Source organism: Paenarthrobacter sp. TE3676 (assembly GCF_056279165.1).
Genome location: NZ_JBWBQU010000001.1, coordinates 730,555 through 746,686 on the forward strand (window position 1 = coordinate 730,555; position 16,132 = coordinate 746,686).

The 16,132-nt window shown below is 61.4% G+C and carries 15 protein-coding genes and 1 tRNA gene; 2 read left to right on the forward strand and 14 right to left on the reverse strand.

Annotated features, from left to right (window positions below; genetic code table 11):
• Positions 1-2: 2 nt before the first annotated feature.
• The 12 genes from ACZ881_RS03540 to ACZ881_RS03595 form a co-directional block, all read right to left on the reverse strand.
• Complete coding sequence (locus tag ACZ881_RS03540; RefSeq protein ID WP_476112554.1) at positions 3-1,367, reverse strand: O-antigen ligase family protein; 1,365 nt, start codon at positions 1,365-1,367, stop codon at positions 3-5.
• The gene (locus ACZ881_RS03545) at positions 1,351-2,040 is read right to left on the reverse strand and encodes a hypothetical protein (protein ID WP_476112556.1); all 690 of its coding nucleotides are present in this window, start codon (positions 2,038-2,040) and stop codon (positions 1,351-1,353) included. The genes ACZ881_RS03540 and ACZ881_RS03545 overlap by 17 nt, the downstream gene beginning before the upstream one ends.
• 2 nt (positions 2,041-2,042) lie before the next feature.
• On the reverse strand, positions 2,043-2,630 hold the full coding sequence (locus ACZ881_RS03550; protein WP_476112558.1) for a hypothetical protein: 588 nt from the start codon (positions 2,628-2,630) through the stop codon (positions 2,043-2,045).
• A 140-nt stretch (positions 2,631-2,770) separates the two neighbouring features.
• Positions 2,771-3,940: a glycosyltransferase gene (locus ACZ881_RS03555; protein ID WP_476112560.1), complete on the reverse strand. Its 1,170-nt coding sequence runs from the start codon at positions 3,938-3,940 to the stop codon at positions 2,771-2,773.
• Complete coding sequence (locus ACZ881_RS03560) at positions 3,937-5,208, reverse strand: glycosyltransferase (protein WP_476112562.1); 1,272 nt, start codon at positions 5,206-5,208, stop codon at positions 3,937-3,939. Before ACZ881_RS03560 ends, ACZ881_RS03555 begins: the two co-directional genes overlap by 4 nt.
• Complete coding sequence (locus ACZ881_RS03565) at positions 5,205-6,677, reverse strand: oligosaccharide flippase family protein (protein WP_476112564.1); 1,473 nt, start codon at positions 6,675-6,677, stop codon at positions 5,205-5,207. Before ACZ881_RS03565 ends, ACZ881_RS03560 begins: the two co-directional genes overlap by 4 nt.
• Positions 6,674-7,336, reverse strand: a complete 663-nt coding sequence (locus ACZ881_RS03570; protein ID WP_476112566.1) for an acetyltransferase — start codon at positions 7,334-7,336, stop codon at positions 6,674-6,676. Before ACZ881_RS03570 ends, ACZ881_RS03565 begins: the two co-directional genes overlap by 4 nt.
• Complete coding sequence (locus tag ACZ881_RS03575; protein ID WP_476112568.1) at positions 7,333-8,496, reverse strand: DegT/DnrJ/EryC1/StrS family aminotransferase; 1,164 nt, start codon at positions 8,494-8,496, stop codon at positions 7,333-7,335. Before ACZ881_RS03575 ends, ACZ881_RS03570 begins: the two co-directional genes overlap by 4 nt.
• Positions 8,493-9,509, reverse strand: coding sequence for an NAD-dependent epimerase/dehydratase family protein (locus ACZ881_RS03580; protein ID WP_476112570.1), 1,017 nt, complete (start codon positions 9,507-9,509; stop codon positions 8,493-8,495). The genes ACZ881_RS03575 and ACZ881_RS03580 overlap by 4 nt, the downstream gene beginning before the upstream one ends.
• On the reverse strand, positions 9,506-10,615 hold the full coding sequence (locus ACZ881_RS03585) for a Gfo/Idh/MocA family protein (RefSeq protein ID WP_091470710.1): 1,110 nt from the start codon (positions 10,613-10,615) through the stop codon (positions 9,506-9,508). The genes ACZ881_RS03580 and ACZ881_RS03585 overlap by 4 nt, the downstream gene beginning before the upstream one ends.
• A 57-nt stretch (positions 10,616-10,672) precedes the next feature.
• Positions 10,673-12,352, reverse strand: a complete 1,680-nt coding sequence (locus tag ACZ881_RS03590; protein ID WP_476112572.1) for a sugar transferase — start codon at positions 12,350-12,352, stop codon at positions 10,673-10,675.
• A 267-nt stretch (positions 12,353-12,619) separates the two neighbouring features.
• Positions 12,620-12,877, reverse strand: a complete 258-nt coding sequence (locus ACZ881_RS03595; protein WP_091470707.1) for a hypothetical protein — start codon at positions 12,875-12,877, stop codon at positions 12,620-12,622.
• 39 nt (positions 12,878-12,916) lie between these two features.
• Between ACZ881_RS03595 and ACZ881_RS03600 the strand changes: the two genes are divergently transcribed.
• On the forward strand, positions 12,917-13,150 hold the full coding sequence (locus ACZ881_RS03600; RefSeq protein ID WP_017200923.1) for a DUF5703 family protein: 234 nt from the start codon (positions 12,917-12,919) through the stop codon (positions 13,148-13,150).
• A gap of 25 nt (positions 13,151-13,175) precedes the next feature.
• Here ACZ881_RS03600 and ACZ881_RS03605 read toward each other — a convergent pair whose 3' ends face one another.
• A complete protein-coding gene (locus tag ACZ881_RS03605; protein ID WP_476112575.1) occupies positions 13,176-14,342 on the reverse strand; it encodes an acyl-CoA dehydrogenase family protein in 1,167 nt (388 codons plus the stop codon).
• Between the two features lie 41 nt (positions 14,343-14,383).
• Entirely contained in the window at positions 14,384-15,688 is a 1,305-nt protein-coding gene (locus tag ACZ881_RS03610) for a M20/M25/M40 family metallo-hydrolase (RefSeq protein WP_091470704.1), read from the reverse strand.
• A 267-nt stretch (positions 15,689-15,955) separates the two neighbouring features.
• Here ACZ881_RS03610 and ACZ881_RS03615 point away from each other — a divergent pair.
• Positions 15,956-16,038 (forward strand) — tRNA-Leu (locus tag ACZ881_RS03615).
• Positions 16,039-16,132 lie beyond the last annotated feature (94 nt).

Here is a 16,132-nt window from a genome sequence, read left to right on the forward strand (position 1 = left end):
GGCTACCGCTTTCCTGGCTGGCCTTGGACACGGTATGTCCGTCCGGCATCGACGTCATCGGTTTGTCGTGCCAGGCGCCACAGCGCACCAGCGATTCCAAGCATGAAGAAGAAGAGGCTGGCTGCCATGGCGAACGACAATCCGTCAAAGAACGCGAAGGTCACGGCGATCGCGGTGATCGAGGCCAAAACGCCCTGACTGACCTGGCGCATTTGGTCATCGGACGCCAGCTTACGGGCCCGCCAAGAGCAGACAATGGCGCAAAGAATCAACGCTACGAATGCCGCCAAGCCGACGAATCCCAGTTCCACCAGGATCCCGAGGAATTGATTGTCCACGATGACATAGTCCGGGAGGAAGGTTCCGAACCCGCGCCCAACCACGGGGTTGTTGGCGAGCATCCCAAAAGCGGTCGTGTATGCACTGGTCCTCGAACTGATGCTGGGGTCTGCTGTCCCCACCGTGAAAAGCCCCCGGAGCGTCCCAAGCATCCCGGGAGTCAACAGGTACATTCCTGCGGCCAGCACGAGGCCGAGCAGCAGTGCACCACGCCGAACCTTCTTGGGCCAGGACGGCACCAAGGCAAGCACAGCGACGCCGAAGGCCATCAATGCCGAGCGGGAGACCGATAGGACGGCGGCCGAAGAGATGGCCGCCACGGGCAGCCATCGCAGGAGCCAGCCTCTGGCCCGGTCAGTAACGGCGAGCGCGATGGCGATGGGGAGTGAAGCGGCTAGTACCACTCCGTACTCCAATGGGTGGCTGGCCATTCCGGCGGCACGAATGAACCCTCCCCTGGACTGCACGCCCGTCAGTTCCGAGGCTGCGCTGAAGCCGGGAATGCTGATCCAGTCCACAAGGGATGATCCTGTGGCGAATTGCATCAATCCCAAGACGGCCGTCGCCGTCCCGAGAACGACAAAGCTTCGCAGCACTTTGATCAGAGTTTGGCGGCTGGCCAGTCCGTCATTGATGAGCAGGAAGATTCCGGCCCAGCTGGCCAGCCTGATCAGCCCGCTGTCTGCGGGGCTGGCCTCCGAATCGGGGACGCCGTGCAGCATTGCCAACGAATAGCTGGTCAGGGCGGCGGCCAGGAAAACCACCATGGCAATTCGGACAGCTTGGGTGCCTGTGCGCGTTGGCGTAGTGCGTTGCAACTGATACAGCAGCCACCAGGCGAAGGCCAAGAGGCCGCAGAGTGTGCTTGGTCGTCCAACGGAGCCTAAAGCAGTTATCGTCAGATTTGAGGGAATAAGGCACGTAGCGAACAAGTAAACGATGACAAACCATGAAACGTCTTTGCGCTCCGGGGCGTCCAGAGCACTGGCTCCGCCTGGGGCGGTGGTGCTTTCATAGGAGGGATGCATTGAGTGTCCCCTCCACTTGGTTGTTGCGGTTTTGTTTGCGGCGCACCAGGACGCGATCAGCGTAGAGGGTTGCTATTGAAGTGAGGGCCAAGGACAGGCCAGCCCACACCACTGATCCCTTCATGCGGGTCACCGGGGTGCCGCCGCCGAATATGACTTCTGCTTGTGACGGGGTGGTCTGCGTGGAAATACGGTCCGCTTTTACGGTTGCTTCGTTCTGCAATTGGATCGTGGCGTCGTTTATTCGGTCGAGTACGTCGGCGAGGACCTGGTTCACTCTTTCGGCGCTGGTATCCACTACCTGTATCTTGAGCACCGGTTGGCTGAATGTCTTGTTCCATTGACCGCCGTTGGCGGGTAACGTCACCGAGAACCCCTTTTGAACGCCGGCACCGTAGAGGGTTCCCCGTGTCAGGCCCAGATCTACAGATGGAGCTTCCTGATTGACGCGTCGCTTGACCATGTCGGCGAATTCCGTCAAGGTCATGGCGCTGCCACCGGAGATCCAGTAGGCCGGTTCGCGTTCAGGGGCCACGAAGGTAACGTCGGCTTCAGTCCAAAAGACGGGCTCCGATGACCGGATGGCGCCAAGGGCAGCCAGACCTAGCGCCAGTCCGAAGGCCACCATGTACCATCGGCGCAGCAGGATCCCCAGGAAAGTTGACGCAGTCATGGCTAACTTGGCCCTGAAGACAGCGGCAGGACTCCACGAATCTCTTCATCCGTTTCTTTGGCGTCATGGGCTGCGCGCCTATGAGGGGGCTGCTCAGGCCGCAGGGCTTCTTTCCTCGAAGCTTCCTTCCTGCGTTTCCTGGTCATCAACAAGCCATCCACCAAGACAGACAGGACCAGGGTCAGTAACACTCCCCCAGCCCCGGCAATGAGGACCAGCTGTGTGCGGGCCTTCACTTCGGGTACGGCCTGCCGGTCCACGAGAAGACTCATGGTGGTGATCCTTGCCGGCACAGCGACGTCGAGGGCTGCCTGCATGTCGTTGAGGGAGCGCGGAGTCTCGTCCATCACTGCCTTCAGGACTGCCATGGTCTCTTCGGGGTTGTCTGCAGTGGCAGTTATGACCAGGATCGCACCACTGGTACCGCGGTCGGGTTCTGCGACGTAGGTTGCGGATCCGAAGTTCGCCAGGAGCCGTTCCTTCACGGGCTGTGACGTAATTTTGCGGATCAGAATGTCAAGGGCCTCGCTCATACCGCCCAGATACAGATATGGATTTCCGGCGTCGCCAATGCTCTGGCTTGAGGGCATGAGGACCAGGCTTGCTTGAGATTTGTACTTTTCCGGCGCGCTCGTTTGGATTGACATACACAGCAGCCCGGTGACGAGCATGCCTGCAACCACCAAGTACCACCGGCGCGCAACGCTCGCCAGAACAGTTCGCAACTGCATCATTTGCTCCCAATGTGACGGGGAGCGCGTTTACCGAGCGGCTCCGTGGTTTGTTGCTCACCCAAAAGGGAAAGCAGTTTCTCTGCCCTTACGTCCCAGGTGTGCTGCTGCGCTGAGGATTGGATCCTTCGTCGCTGTTCGCACGTCAGTTCCGTCTCCAAGCCTGATCGCACCAGATCAACAAAGTCCCGTGGAGTCGTGGCTATCTTCACGAAATCGGAGCTGATCCATCGCGTAGCCGGAAGGTCCGCCGCAACCACAGGCACCCCGGAGGCGAGGTATTCGAGTGTTTTGAGGGGAAAACTTGAACGGTTGAATTCCGAATCCGTGTAGGGGGTTAGACCTATGGCTGCCGTAGCCAGTACCTTGGCAACTTCCAGAGCGGACACCTCGCCGCGCCAATCAACATTGGGCCGGGACAAGAACTCGTCGAGGCTTCTCCGGGCGTGCTGTTCCCGTTCCGTCCTAGGTCCCAGCACGATGACGGGAAGCTCCGTCCTGCCCAGCTCGCTGAGTGTGGCAAAGTCAAGACGTTCATTGAGTTGGCCCACCAACACGGCGACCGGTGGGCGGACTGTTCCGGATTCGGCCGGAACAGGTGTCCTGCAACCATTTGGTAGGAACTCGACCTTACGGCCAGAGAATTCAGAGAATTTCTGAGCCAGTGCGGGCGACACTGCCGTGACGACGTCGGCCGCAGCGATGTTGGACATGAGGACCCGCTCCACATGTATGCGTGATAAACCCATGAGCTCCGCGGAGGCAAGCCAATCGTCGGTCAGATGTAGAAGACGTGGCGCGGATAGTTCCCGGGGGAAATGAACCAATGGGGATGCATTGACCACTCCTGCCAGGCCGTCCCCCACCCTCCTCGCTGCCGACCGCATGGTCCATCGGGCGATCGCCTCGGTGGAGCGTCGTACCACGGGGCGGCTGAAGCCGGGCAGGGAAGGCACTCGCAACCTGCTAACCGTGGGCGCCACAGTCTCAGGCACCCCACGGAAGCTGCGGACAGTGTGGCGACGTACGTTGCCATCCCTGGCGACAGAGACTGGTTGATCAACCCAGAGAACCCTTGCGCGGACGCTCAAAGCCTCCGCCAAAAGCCTGTCTGTGCCAGGCACACCATCCCATTGGCCACCAGAGATGTACATGATGGTGCCGTTCATGCCTTCACCGCCGCGGGTGTGTTCGAAGCGGCCGTCATGGCAACAGGGCGTGCATTGAAGTCGTCCCGTGGCAGTCGTCGCAGCACGCGCTGAGAACGTCGTTTCCCCACATACCCGGCGTATCGGCCTATGGCTGCCACTTCAGACGCCATGGTCGCAGCCAGGCCAGGGCGGGCAGCGGCAAAATCCTCGTAAAAGCGCACCTGACGTCGAGCAGCGGAGTCCAATGAGTACCTCTCCTCGACGACCCGCCGACCAAAGCCACCCAAGTCCCGGCGAAGTTGCTCATCTTCCATTAGCGCTCGCAGGATGGCGAGCAAAGCGGTTTGTCCTTCACCGCCTGTCCCCGGACCGGATCCGTACCATCCTTGCCACAGGAAGGTAGGTAGGGAATCGGGGGTGAGAAGTTCCCAAAACCCGCGCTCGCCTTGGACCACAAGGGGCTTGCCGAAGGAAAGCCCGCGCAAGGCTGAACCGCCCATCCCCAGCACCACATCAGCGGCAGCATAGACAGGCCGCGGATCCGCGAGTTCACCCGTGAGGATCACCGTCTCCCGCCCGGTGGCTGCATTGATAAGCGCCGCCCGGCTAGCGACTGTATCCGAGGCCGGACCGGTTCCCGTAATGATCAGCGTCACCTGATGTTCAAGGGACAACAGGCGGACGGCGTCCATGGCGCTCAGAAGGCCCTCAAGCTTCAATTCCTGCGCCAGGCGTGAAACACAGACAACGGTCAGGGAACGATCAGCCAGTGCAAACTTCCGGGTAAATGCGTCCAAGCCCACCGTCGCGGAAGCCTGGTTGGCGTGCGTATCCACCGGCGGCTCCATGACGTGCACTTCTCCCCTCCCCCGGGAAGACTCCCATTGCTGGATCTGCTCAGTACCCACCATGAGCGGCATGGACTTTGGAATGAACGGAGCCACAGCCATGGACATGACGGTGGCGACCGCCGTGGTGCCACCGACCACTTTGGAAGCAGCCAGGCACTCCAAGGCCGGTGGCCACTCGTATCCGTGAAGAACCTCCACACCGCGCTCGCGGACAGTGCGTACCAGGGCGCTGATGACCGTTGGCGAAGGACGCTTCCCGGGAAGTGGTGCGGGAACGTACTCCAATCCCAACTCAACAGCCGTTTGCGCCAGCGGACCCGGTTGCCCAAAGAGCAGGACATCGTGCCCCAAGCGCTGTACGGCTGCGCCCAATTCAATTGCATTCAGCTGGCTGCCGCCCAGGCGGAGGTCGTGTGGGTAAACGAGGATTCTCATGTCCAGGCCTCCTCAGGGCCCCGGCCACGGCCCCAACGCCGGACATCGGCAATGTCCCGCCTCCCGAACGCAAGCGTGAGGCCCATCGCCAGGACGCCCACACCAGCAGACAAAAGAACAGCCTCCATCGGTGACCGCACAGATTGGCTCAGCAGCGCGCAACCAATACCGGCAGCAACAGCCACCAAGAAGGGCCGGAAAAGTCGACCGGCCAACGCGCGCAGTGAAACGTTCGCCCGCTTCATGGCCCTGAGGTACATCGGCGAGGTCACCACAACAGCAACGGCCACCGGCGCTGCCGCCAGTCCCGACATCCCGCCATAAATCGCCCCACCAATCAGGGCGGGGACCAAAGCTGCGAGCGCCATCACTTGGACCGTGAAAATCGAACCAGACAAACCAAGAATGACCAGGTAGTCGTAGAACAGCTCGTGAAGCACTCGCACGGCGGTCAGCGGAGCCAACCAAAAAAGGGCGAGGCCGGCCGGAGCCCAAGCGTCGCCATAAACCAGCATGACCAGTGGGACGGCACATCCCATCATTACCGCGCAGACCGGCAAAAGAACCGCCGCCAGCGCCCCCGTTAGGGACAACAGGGCCGACTGCATATCCCCCGGCCTGTCCTGCAACCTGGCAAAGGTTGCTGGTGCCACGCTCCTAAGGGGCGGGGACAACAAACTGGAAGGCCAGCCAGCCATGTTGAACGCCATGACATACAGGCCCAACGCGACCGGCCCCAGCATCTTCCCCGCGACGAGTTGATCAACATAGCCAACCGCAAAGACCACCATGCTGGCGCCGGCCAGGGGCAGCCCGAAGGCCAGCAATTGCCTGGCACCTTTCAATGAGAATCCAAAGCGATAGGGCAAAGGCGAATAGATCAGGAACAGGACGCCGGCTACCAGGCTGGCCAAGACCCGCCCAACGGCAAGGCTCATGGCGCCCATCCCGGCGATCACCATGATCAGTGAGGCACCTGCCCCCAGCCAAACATTGACTTGGTCAATGACCATGCGCTGGCCTTGACGGAAGTTCCGTTGCAGCAGGGCTGCAGGGGTGGCTACCAAGCCGTTCAGCACGATGCAGACCGCCATGACCCGGACCACGTCCGTGGCTGCTTCATTTCCCATGGCGGCCGTGAAGTAGGGTGCAGCTGCATAGGAAACCCCGAACAGCAGGACGCTGCATGTTGCCGAAATAGTGGTGACGGTTGCTGCTATGTCCTTTGGGTCACCGGGCCAGCGAACGATCGCGAGACTGACTCCCAATTCGTTGAAGCTCAAGACCGCAACCAAAGCTACAAATGCTACGGCGTAGGTTCCGAATTCTTCGGGCCCCAGCAGGCGTGCCAGTGCGATTCCGATTCCGATCGTGCCCAGCTTCGTGATGAAAGCGTTGACCACGCTGATCACGAATGCCCTGGTGGGCGTTGGTGTCCGCCTGGGAGTCACCGGGCTCCGAAGTGTCACAGGACGCCCTCCAGCTCCGGGGTATTTCCCCGCCGGATCACCCTTGCCGGCACGCCGGCCCACGTTTCGTCCTCAGGAACATCGGCCAGGACAGCGGCGCCCATGCCGATCATCGCTTTCGCGCCGATGGTCAGGCGCTCGCGGACACTGGCATTCATGCCGATGTAGGCGGCCCGGCCAACGTGGACGTTGCCGCCGAGGGACACCCCGGAGGCCAAGGTGGCGTAATCGCTGATGACGTCGTCATGTGTGAACGTGACCCCTGGCATTGCGACCACGTGGTCGCCGATGGTCACCGAAGCTGTCATGCTCACGTGGGCGAGGAGGATACTCCCCCGGCCAATCATGCAGCCCTCTGGAACGCGCACGGAAGGATCGATCGCTGTAGCGTAGCGGTCTTCGCCCAGCCCCAAGGCGCGTAGCCGCATCACCACGCTTTCCCGGCCGCTGCCGGATCCAATGCAGATCAGCAGCAGGGCGTGGGGGTAGTTCATAGCTTCCCGGACGGGACCGAGGACATGTGCCCCGTCCACCACGCGGCCTAGCTTGTCTTCGTCGTCGTCGAGGATCCCAATGACGTCGAAAGGCCCGCTGCTGCGGACCATGGCAAGGACCTCCCGGGCGAGGCCGCTTGCCGCGATGAGGAGTAGCTCGCTCATGGCTGACCCGCGGCTCGTAATACTGAGTCGATGACGCGGACTTGGTCGCCCAGCGCCAGTTGGTGGAAGAGGGGCAGTATGAGTGTGTGATCCGTCAACCACTCCGTGGCGTCCAGCCCGGCCGTGCCTGTGTCCGTGCCTGCGTACGCAGGCTGCCGGTGCGCGGCCATGATCCCGCGGCGGGCAGAGATACCATCCGCGGCCAAACGTGCCATGAGGGCGTCCCGGCCCAGCGGGAACGCCGGGCCGACCTCCAGCCAGCATGACTGGAAGTTGCTGATGCCATACTCCGGATCGCTTACCAGGCGTAGGCCCTCCACTCCGGCGAAGGCGTATGCGTAGGTAGCGGCCAGTTCGCGCCGTCGCTGGACAGCGGCATTGAGGCGGCCAAGTTGGACAATTCCGACGGCGGCCTGAAGGTCGGTCATGCGGTAGTTGAACCCGACCTCGAGATACTCCTCCGCGGGGGCGAGCAGGCTGGCGTGTCGGTCAGCGGCTGAAACACTCATGGCATGTTCGCGGAGGCGCCGTGCCCTGTCGCCGTAGTCCTGGCGCGGTGTAGTGATCATGCCGCCCTCACCCGTCGTGAGGATCTTGCGCGGGTGGAACGACCAAGCAGCCAAATCGGCGTTTGAACCTACGGGCTGTCCCCGATATCTGGAGCCAATAGCGCACGCGGCGTCTTCCACCACGATGATTCCCAGGGGATCACACAGCGCCCGGATAGGTTCCAGGTCAACCGGGACTCCACCTTGGTCGACGGCGATGACCGCTGTAGTAGCGGGAGTCAGGGCAGCCTTGACGGTTTCTGCAGTAACGCAGCCAGTGAGGATATCGACGTCGGCGAAAACGGGCCGCGCACCCACGTACGTTGCGGCGTTGGCAGTAGCAATAAAGGAGAACGATGGCACCACCACGTCGTCACCGGCTGCGACGCCGGCAACGACGAGGGCCAAGTGGAGTGCAGAGGTGCAGCTCGACGTTGCGACCGCGAATCCAGCATGTTGCTCGGCTGCAAACGCGTCCTCGAATTGGCGAACCTTGGGACCCTGGGCCACCCAACCGGAGGCGATGACCTCTGCGACAGCCTGGGCTTCTTCTTCGCCGAGCCACGGCTTCATGACGTCAATGCGGCCCAAGCGGGTTTCGGAGATGGTCATCGCGCACCGACTGTCGGTGCGGGGCGGCTCATGGTGCGGGCGGCAGCAATCTCAGCACGAAGCGGACGCCACCACGAGACCAGCGAGCGCAAGCCGTCTTCCAGGCCAACGGCTGCCTCGAAGCCCAGGTCTTCGCGTGCTGCCGTGACGTCGGCAAGCCGTCGGGCAACTCCGTTGACGGCACGCTCCGGACCATGTTCCAGGTGGAGGGGTGAAGCCATGACCTTGAGCAGTGTTTGCGCCAGTTCCACCAGACTGGTCTCCGTACCGCTGGCCACGTTATAGACGCCCTCGCGTACATTGCTGACGGCGGCAAGGACATTGGCCCTGGCGACGTCCGCGGTGTGGATGAAGTCCATGGTTTGCTGCCCGTTGCCGAAAATCAGTGGGGGCTGGCCATCCACTATGCGCTCCATCCAACGAACAAGGACTTCGGTGTAGAGCCCGTGCACGTCCATGCGGGGTCCATAAACGTTGAAGTACCTCAGGAGGACGTAGTCCAGGCCTGACATTGCGCGAAAGCTCCTCGCCATTCCTTCGTTGAAGGACTTCGCCGCGCCGTAAAAGGTGTCGTTGTTGTGGTGGTGGTGGCTTTCCTTAGTGGGAAATTCCTCGGCCATGCCATAAACGGAGGCACTTGAGGCTGAGATGAGTCGGTCAATTTTGTGCGCCGCAGCAGCCTCGTAAACGTTGAACGTTCCATCCACCAGTACCTCGAGGGCCAACCGTGGTTCTTCCGCGCACTGGGTGATGCGGATGGCGGCTTGATGGAAAACCAGGTCCTTGCCATGGGTCAGGTCGTGGACGAGGTCGCGATCACGGAGGTCGCCTTCGACCAGCCGTACCCTTTCGGTGGAGAGAGCTTCGTCAAGGTTTGCACGGCGGCCGCGGACGAGGTTGTCCAGCACGTCTACGTGCGCCACGCCGGCGTCGAGCAGTTGGTCCACCAGCGTCGAACCAATGGTGCCGGCCCCTCCGGTGACCAGGACACTGGCCCCTAGAAGCTTTTTCACCGTGCAACCTGGAGAGAGACTTCATTCCCGGCGACGATTGTTGATTGACCGTCAGTGCTGAGGCTTTGCGTGACGGCTTCGAGAACGGACAAGACGCGGAGCCCGGATTCCCCGCTGGTCCGTGGCATGGTCCGGTTGCGGATGGAGGAGGCAAGTTCGCACACCACCTGGCCAAGGGGTTCGCGTTCCTGCAATGCCGGAGACCAAGTGTCGCCCAGGCGGTAGGAGATGGCGGAGGTCCGTTTGTCAGCTGCAGATCTGGGCTGATGCTCCAGGCTGACCCCGCGGTCGTACACGCTGAGGCGCTGCTGGGGATTGAGGTCGTCCCACACCAAGGTCCTCTTTGACCCCCCGATGATCATTTGCCGGATCTTTGTGGGGCTGAGCCAATTCACGTGAATATGGACCATGGCATCGTTGGGCAGGCCGAAAGTGAGGTGCCCGACGCAATCCCTGCCGGTTCCCAGGGGATCCGCGCCGTGAGCGGAAATTTCCGTGGGATGCAAGCCACCCGGCAGGACGAAGTCCAGGATGGAAAGGTCGTGGGGCGCCAGGTCCCAGAAAACGTTGACGTCCGGTTGGACAAGTCCAAGATTGATGCGGACGGAATCCACATACAAAATGTCGCCGAGAGCACCGCTGGCTACCAGTTCCTGGATCTTGAGGACCGCTGGTGTGAAGCAGTAGGTGTGGTCTGCCATGAGGACCAATCCCCTGGCCTTCGCTTCCTCCACCATCTCCAGGCCCTTCGCACGGCTGTCAGCCAACGGCTTCTCCACCAGGACATGTTTGCCGGCGCGCAGGGCAGTCATCACCACTCCGTGGTGGGTATGCGCCGGCGTAGCTACTGCAACGGCGTCCAAGTTGTACGTGTCAAGCAGTTCGTCCAAGGATTCGACGACGGCCACTCCGCCAACCGTCTCGGCGAGCCTTAGCCCTCGTTCGACGTCGAGGTCGCAGATGGCAACGAGATCCCAGTCAGGGCTGGCTTTGAGGTTCCGGGCAAGATTGGGGCCCCAGTATCCTGCCCCCACTACCGCAATGCGGAGCCTGGGCTGTGGGCCGTGGCCGTTGAGTTGTCCTGATGGAATCGTTCGTATGCTCATTTCCCACTCTGCTTCTGTGTTGACAGCGCGATTCGCTTGGTTTGTTGCAGTTATTGGCTAATAGGCCCCGGAAGGTTGAATCATTGCCCTGAACGTCCGCCACATGATCATCAGGTCTCCAGCTATGGACCAGTTCTCCACGTAATAGAGGTCCAGCCGTACGGCCTCGTCCCATGGAAGGTCCGACCGCCCATTGATTTGCCATAGGCCCGTGATACCGGGCTTGATGAGCAGCCGACGATGCGTATGGCGTTCGTATCCGCTGACTTCACGGGCCAACGGCGGCCGCGGTCCCACGAGGCTCATGTTGCCCACCAGGACATTCCAGAACTGGGGCAATTCATCGAGGGAGTACTTACGCATCCATCGGCCGCACTTGGTAACACGGGGGTCGCCGCGGATCTTGAACAGGACGCCGGCGCCCTCATCCTGGGCGCTAAGTTCCTCCAGGCGGGATTCGGCGTCCACCACCATGGAACGGAACTTCAGCATGTGGAAGGTAGTGCCCCTCCTGCCGACCCGTTCCTGGCGAAAAAGTACAGGCCCGGGGCTGTCCTGGTGAACTATGGCTGCCAGGAGCAGCAGGACCGGTGACAGGACCAGCAATGCCGACGCCGAGACCGTAATGTCCATCAGACGCTTGAGTGTGTGCTTCCCCCCGGAGTAGTGCGGGATGTCCACGTGCATCAGGGGAAGTCCCTCGACCGGGCGCCAGTGGATTCGCGGACCGGCCACGTTCGTTAGGGCCGCAGCGAGGACAAGTTCCGCGGAATTTTCCTCCAGCCGCCACCCGAGCTCCTGGATGAACTGGTTTCCACCGGGCACGGGGCCGGCCACAATCACCGCGTTGGCGCCTGTTTGCCGGACAGTGTGGGAGATCCCGTAGATCGAAGAAAGGACTGGGACACGGAGGTGGTCCACCTTGAGGACCGCACCTCGCCGTGCCCCTGGAAGGCATGCTCCGAGGATGTCGTACGCGGTGCCGGACTTTCGATTGATCTGCTTGATGACGTACCGAACGTCTTGGGGCTCACCTACAACGATCGCCCGGGAGAGGCAGCGGCCACGGGACTTTTCGTGGCTCAGCCACCGGCGGAAGCTCCACCTGCTGCCGGTGAGCGCCACCAAGCCAAGCGGCAGGGAGACGAGTACGAATGAGCTGACAGCATCAAGCCGGAAAATCACGGCAACGATGCCCAGGAAACCAAAGACACGAAAACTTGCCGACAGGACGCGCTTGTACTCCTCGGGACCAACGCCCAGGACTTTCGGATCGCGGGTGCGGTAGACCTCCAACGAACCCAACCAAACCAGTCCAAGAATCAGTGCCATCACCAGATGGCGTGTGTAGGCAGGACTCTCCGCAGCCAGGGTCAGGCCCTCGGTGTTGAGAACGAAACCGGCGAACACTGCGGCAGCAACGAGGGCCATGTCCGTCATGCGAAGACTGTTGGTCAGTGAATGCGCCCAGTCGGTCCTGCCCCGGCGGGGGAACGTGATCCGAGGGGTCCTGCGGGTGACTGGCGGCACGAAGTCCAGGGTGACCTCGGAGCTCGGTGCCGCCAGTCCCGCCTTCTCAGTCCGTTGTGCAGCAACGGACTTGTCAATCCAGGGAGACACCGGCGGATTGACGTCGGCGATGGCAGTTTTTGCGGGAAAGACTGAACCCGCCAAGGCACGGTCCGCACCCGTGGGTGCCGCTACCTTGCCCGTACGCAAGACTGGAACTTTCACCATGTCAGCCTTCTTTGCAGACCTGCCATTGCCTACTTATCAGTGAAGCGGCGGCAGTCAGGAGGCGCACCAGTAGTCGGTACTCAAGTTTGCGCAGGTTTACCCATTGCACCTACGTGCGAGTACCTAGCCGGCGACGGCGGCACTACGTGCTTTCGTGGCGCGCAGGAGGGCAAAAACTGCGGAAATCCGGTCTGGAACCAGCACAAAAGCTGCAGGAAGGGAGCACAAAAAACCGGCCACCCCAAGGTGGCCGGTTCGTTAGGTCAGTTAGTCCTCTACGATTTCCATGTCTTCGTCCAGGACGTCCTCGTCTTCTTCATCTTCGTCGTCGAAGACTTGGAGCGGAGTAACCTCGGAGTACGCCTCGTACAGCGCATCTTCATAAACTTCGAAGGCATCGGCGACGGCGAAAAAAGCCGCTTCGACATTGGGGTCACCTTCGCCCCTGCGCGCTGATGCGGCGGCCAGGTGTTCTTCCAGGGCGGCGGTCAGTGATTGAAGCGCGACACGCGGATCGATGCTCATGACTTCACGTTAGCCGGAAAAGGACGAAAATGGAGAGGGATGAGAGAACAATTTCCGGGCAGCTCCGTTGAGCGCCAACGAGACTACGCACGTCAGTACGAATACCTCGTACTGACGGTGGGACCTGACGATTCACTGCCGGAAGCCCGACGCCGACTCGCCGAGCATTCCGAATATGGCAAGTGGGAACTCGAGCGCAGCGTGCTCTACCTCGGAGGCGGGCGCCGCTTCTGGTTGCGCCGCAAAGTCTATTCCGTGCAGCGAACCGTCTGAACACAGCGGCATCACGCATTCAGGTTTACCGCTGGTCCTCCAGCGGACCCAACCATGCGTTCGCCACAGTGTTATGGGCGGATTCATCGTTGGAAGGGTGGAAGATGCCTGCCAGGACGTCCCTGTAGAGCCGCTCCATCTCAGACCCACGGAAGTAGCTGGATCCTCCCGTGACACGGATCGCCAAGTCCACTACGTGGCGTGCGTTCTCCGTTGCCCGGGACTTTAGTCCCACAAGTTTGGGGAACCATTGGGCTCCGTGGTCCACCAGGTTGTCCACATCGCGGGCCAGGGAAGAGATTTGAGGTGCGATTCCGTCCATGGCCAGGGCAGCGTCTGCCACCTTCCATCGGATGTCAGGGTCCTGGGCGTAGCTCCGGCCACCGTGTTTGGCTGAAACCCTTCGCTTGACGTTCGCTACGCCAAGGGTGAATGCACGTTCGGCAACGCCCGTGTACACAGCGGCGAGCAAGGTCTCGAAGCACGCGAAGATCGCGAAGATCAACAGGTCCTTGTTGGGTCCCACGGGGAGCTTGCGGAAGATCCGTTCTGCCGGAATCACGGCTCCGTGCAGGAGGGTGGTGTTGGACGCACTGGCACGCATACCCAGGGTGTCCCAGTCGCTCAGAGTTTCGTGGCCCGGCTCGTCGCGGCGGAGAAAGCCAAAGACGAGCTCCCCCTCACCGTCCCTGGCATCGGCATCCTTGCCGAATGTTCCCAGCCGGGTCCAGCCGCGTGAGAGGCTGGTGAAGATTTTCCGGCCAGTGAACCGGTAGCTCCCGTCAGGCAGCGGCTCGGCGGCCGTGCCGGAATCGAACAACATGGAATCATTGCCGGCCTCGGAAATGCCGAAGGCAAAGACCTCACCCTGCCCCGCCTCCTTCAACACGAAATCCAAGGATCTGTCCCCTCGGGCCGTCAGGACCTGCGCGACGCCGGTCCACACCAAGTGCATATTCACCGCCAGCGCTGTGGCCGGGGCAGCCGTGGCGAGACGTTGCTGCAATGCAGCCACCGATTCGAGCCCGAGCCCGAAACCGCCGTCGGCCTCCGGCACGAACAGCTTCAGGTAACCGGCGGCTGCCAGGTCCTCCAGGTCCTCGTGGAAGAACTGGTTGTTCTGGTCGTAACCTGCGGCGCGGCCACGCAGCTTTTCAAGCAGTTCGTCGGGCAGAATTTCTTCGGGAGTCATGATGGTCCTTCGGGTGCTTGCCTTAGTAGTTGCTGAGCCCTTTAGTAGTTGCTGAGCAGGGTGTTCAGGACCCGTGCGCCGAACTGGAGGGACTCGGCCGGCACGCGCTCATCGACGCCGTGGAACATCCCTGTGAAGTCGAGTTCGTCGGGCAGCATCAGCGGAGCGAAACCGTATCCGGTGATGCCGATCTTGCTCAACGATTTATTGTCGGTGCCCCCGGAAAGCGTATAAGGGAGGACCTTGGCGCCCGGGTCCTCGGAGTGCAGGGCATCGATCATGGAGTCCACCAGGTTCCCTGCAAAGGGCACCTCCAAGGAAACATCCTTGTTGACGTAGCTGATCTCAATGCCGTCCCCGGCGAGTTCCTTGATGGTCTCGAACACCAGTTCCTGCTGCCCCGGAAGTGTTCGGCAGTCAACGAACGCCTCGGCCGACTCGGGAATGACGTTGTGCTTGTAGCCGGAGCGCAGGAACGTGGGGTTGGAAGTGTTCTGTAGTGTGGCACCGACGAACCGGGCTACAGTTCCAAGTTCCTTGAGGAGGATGTCCGGGTTGTCGGCGTCGAACTCGACTCCCGTCAGTTCGGTGACGCCGTCCAGGAACTGTCGCGTGGTTGGCGTCAGTTCCACGGGCCACTTGTGTTCGCCGATCCTGGTCACAGCGGCGGCAAGCCGCGTAACGGCGTTGTCAGTATTGATCTGGGAACCGTGGCCCGCCCGGCCGTGCGCTACCAGCCGCAACCAGGACAATCCCTTCTCGGCAGTCTGCAGCAGGTAGGTCCGTTGTCCGCCAATTGTGGCGGAGAATCCGCCGACTTCCGAGATCGCCTCAGTGGCGCCGTCGAAAAGTTCACGTCGGTGCTCGACGGCGTACCTGGCACCGTAGGTGCCGCCCGCCTCCTCATCTGCGAAGAAAGCGAAGATGATGTCGCGTTTTGGCTTCCGGCCCGTCCTGGCAAAGTTACGCATGACTGAAAGAATCATGGCGTCCATGTCCTTCATGTCCACGGCGCCGCGGCCCCAGACCAGGCCATCTTTCAGTTCGCCGCTGAACGGGTCCACACTCCATTGGTCCTTGAGCGCGGGGACAACATCCAAGTGCCCATGTACTACCAGGGCGTCGGCCGAGGGGTCTTCGCCGGTCATGCGGGTTACCACGTTGGCGCGGCCCGGGGCGGACTCGAAGATCTCGGCTTCAAGTCCGACTTCGGTGATCAGCCCGGCCGTGTACTCTGCTGCCGCGCGCTCCCCCGGACCCGAGTCGTCTCCAAAGTTGGAGGAGTCGATGCGGATGAGCTCCTGGCAGATCCGGACAACTTCGTCTTCGGGGCGGATGACAGACATGGAAACTCTCCTTGCGTGGCTGGGCTGCAGGTTCCGGAGACGCGCGCTGTGGTTTTCCCAGCGTTTCCGTCCCGTGTCCCCTCAGCCTACCCACCAGTGGCGGGAGACGTCCGGAATGTGGATAAGCGCACGCACGGGGGCGACATCGGATGTTCCCGGACCAGGGCCGATTTTTCAGCTACCTGAAACCGTGTTAGAGTTTTTCTCGCTGCTTCGGAGGAAAGTGAAGCACCGCAAGGTGCAAAATGGACCATCTGAACACCACCTGCGCGGGTGGCGGAATGGCAGACGCGCTAGCTTGAGGTGCTAGTCCTCGAAAGGGGGTGGGGGTTCAAGTCCCCCTCCGCGCACAATCACAAGGCCTGAAATCCACGGATTTTGGGCCTTGTTTGTTTCTCCTGATCTACTTTGGCAAGAACAGCATGCGAGCTTAGTCACAACTGT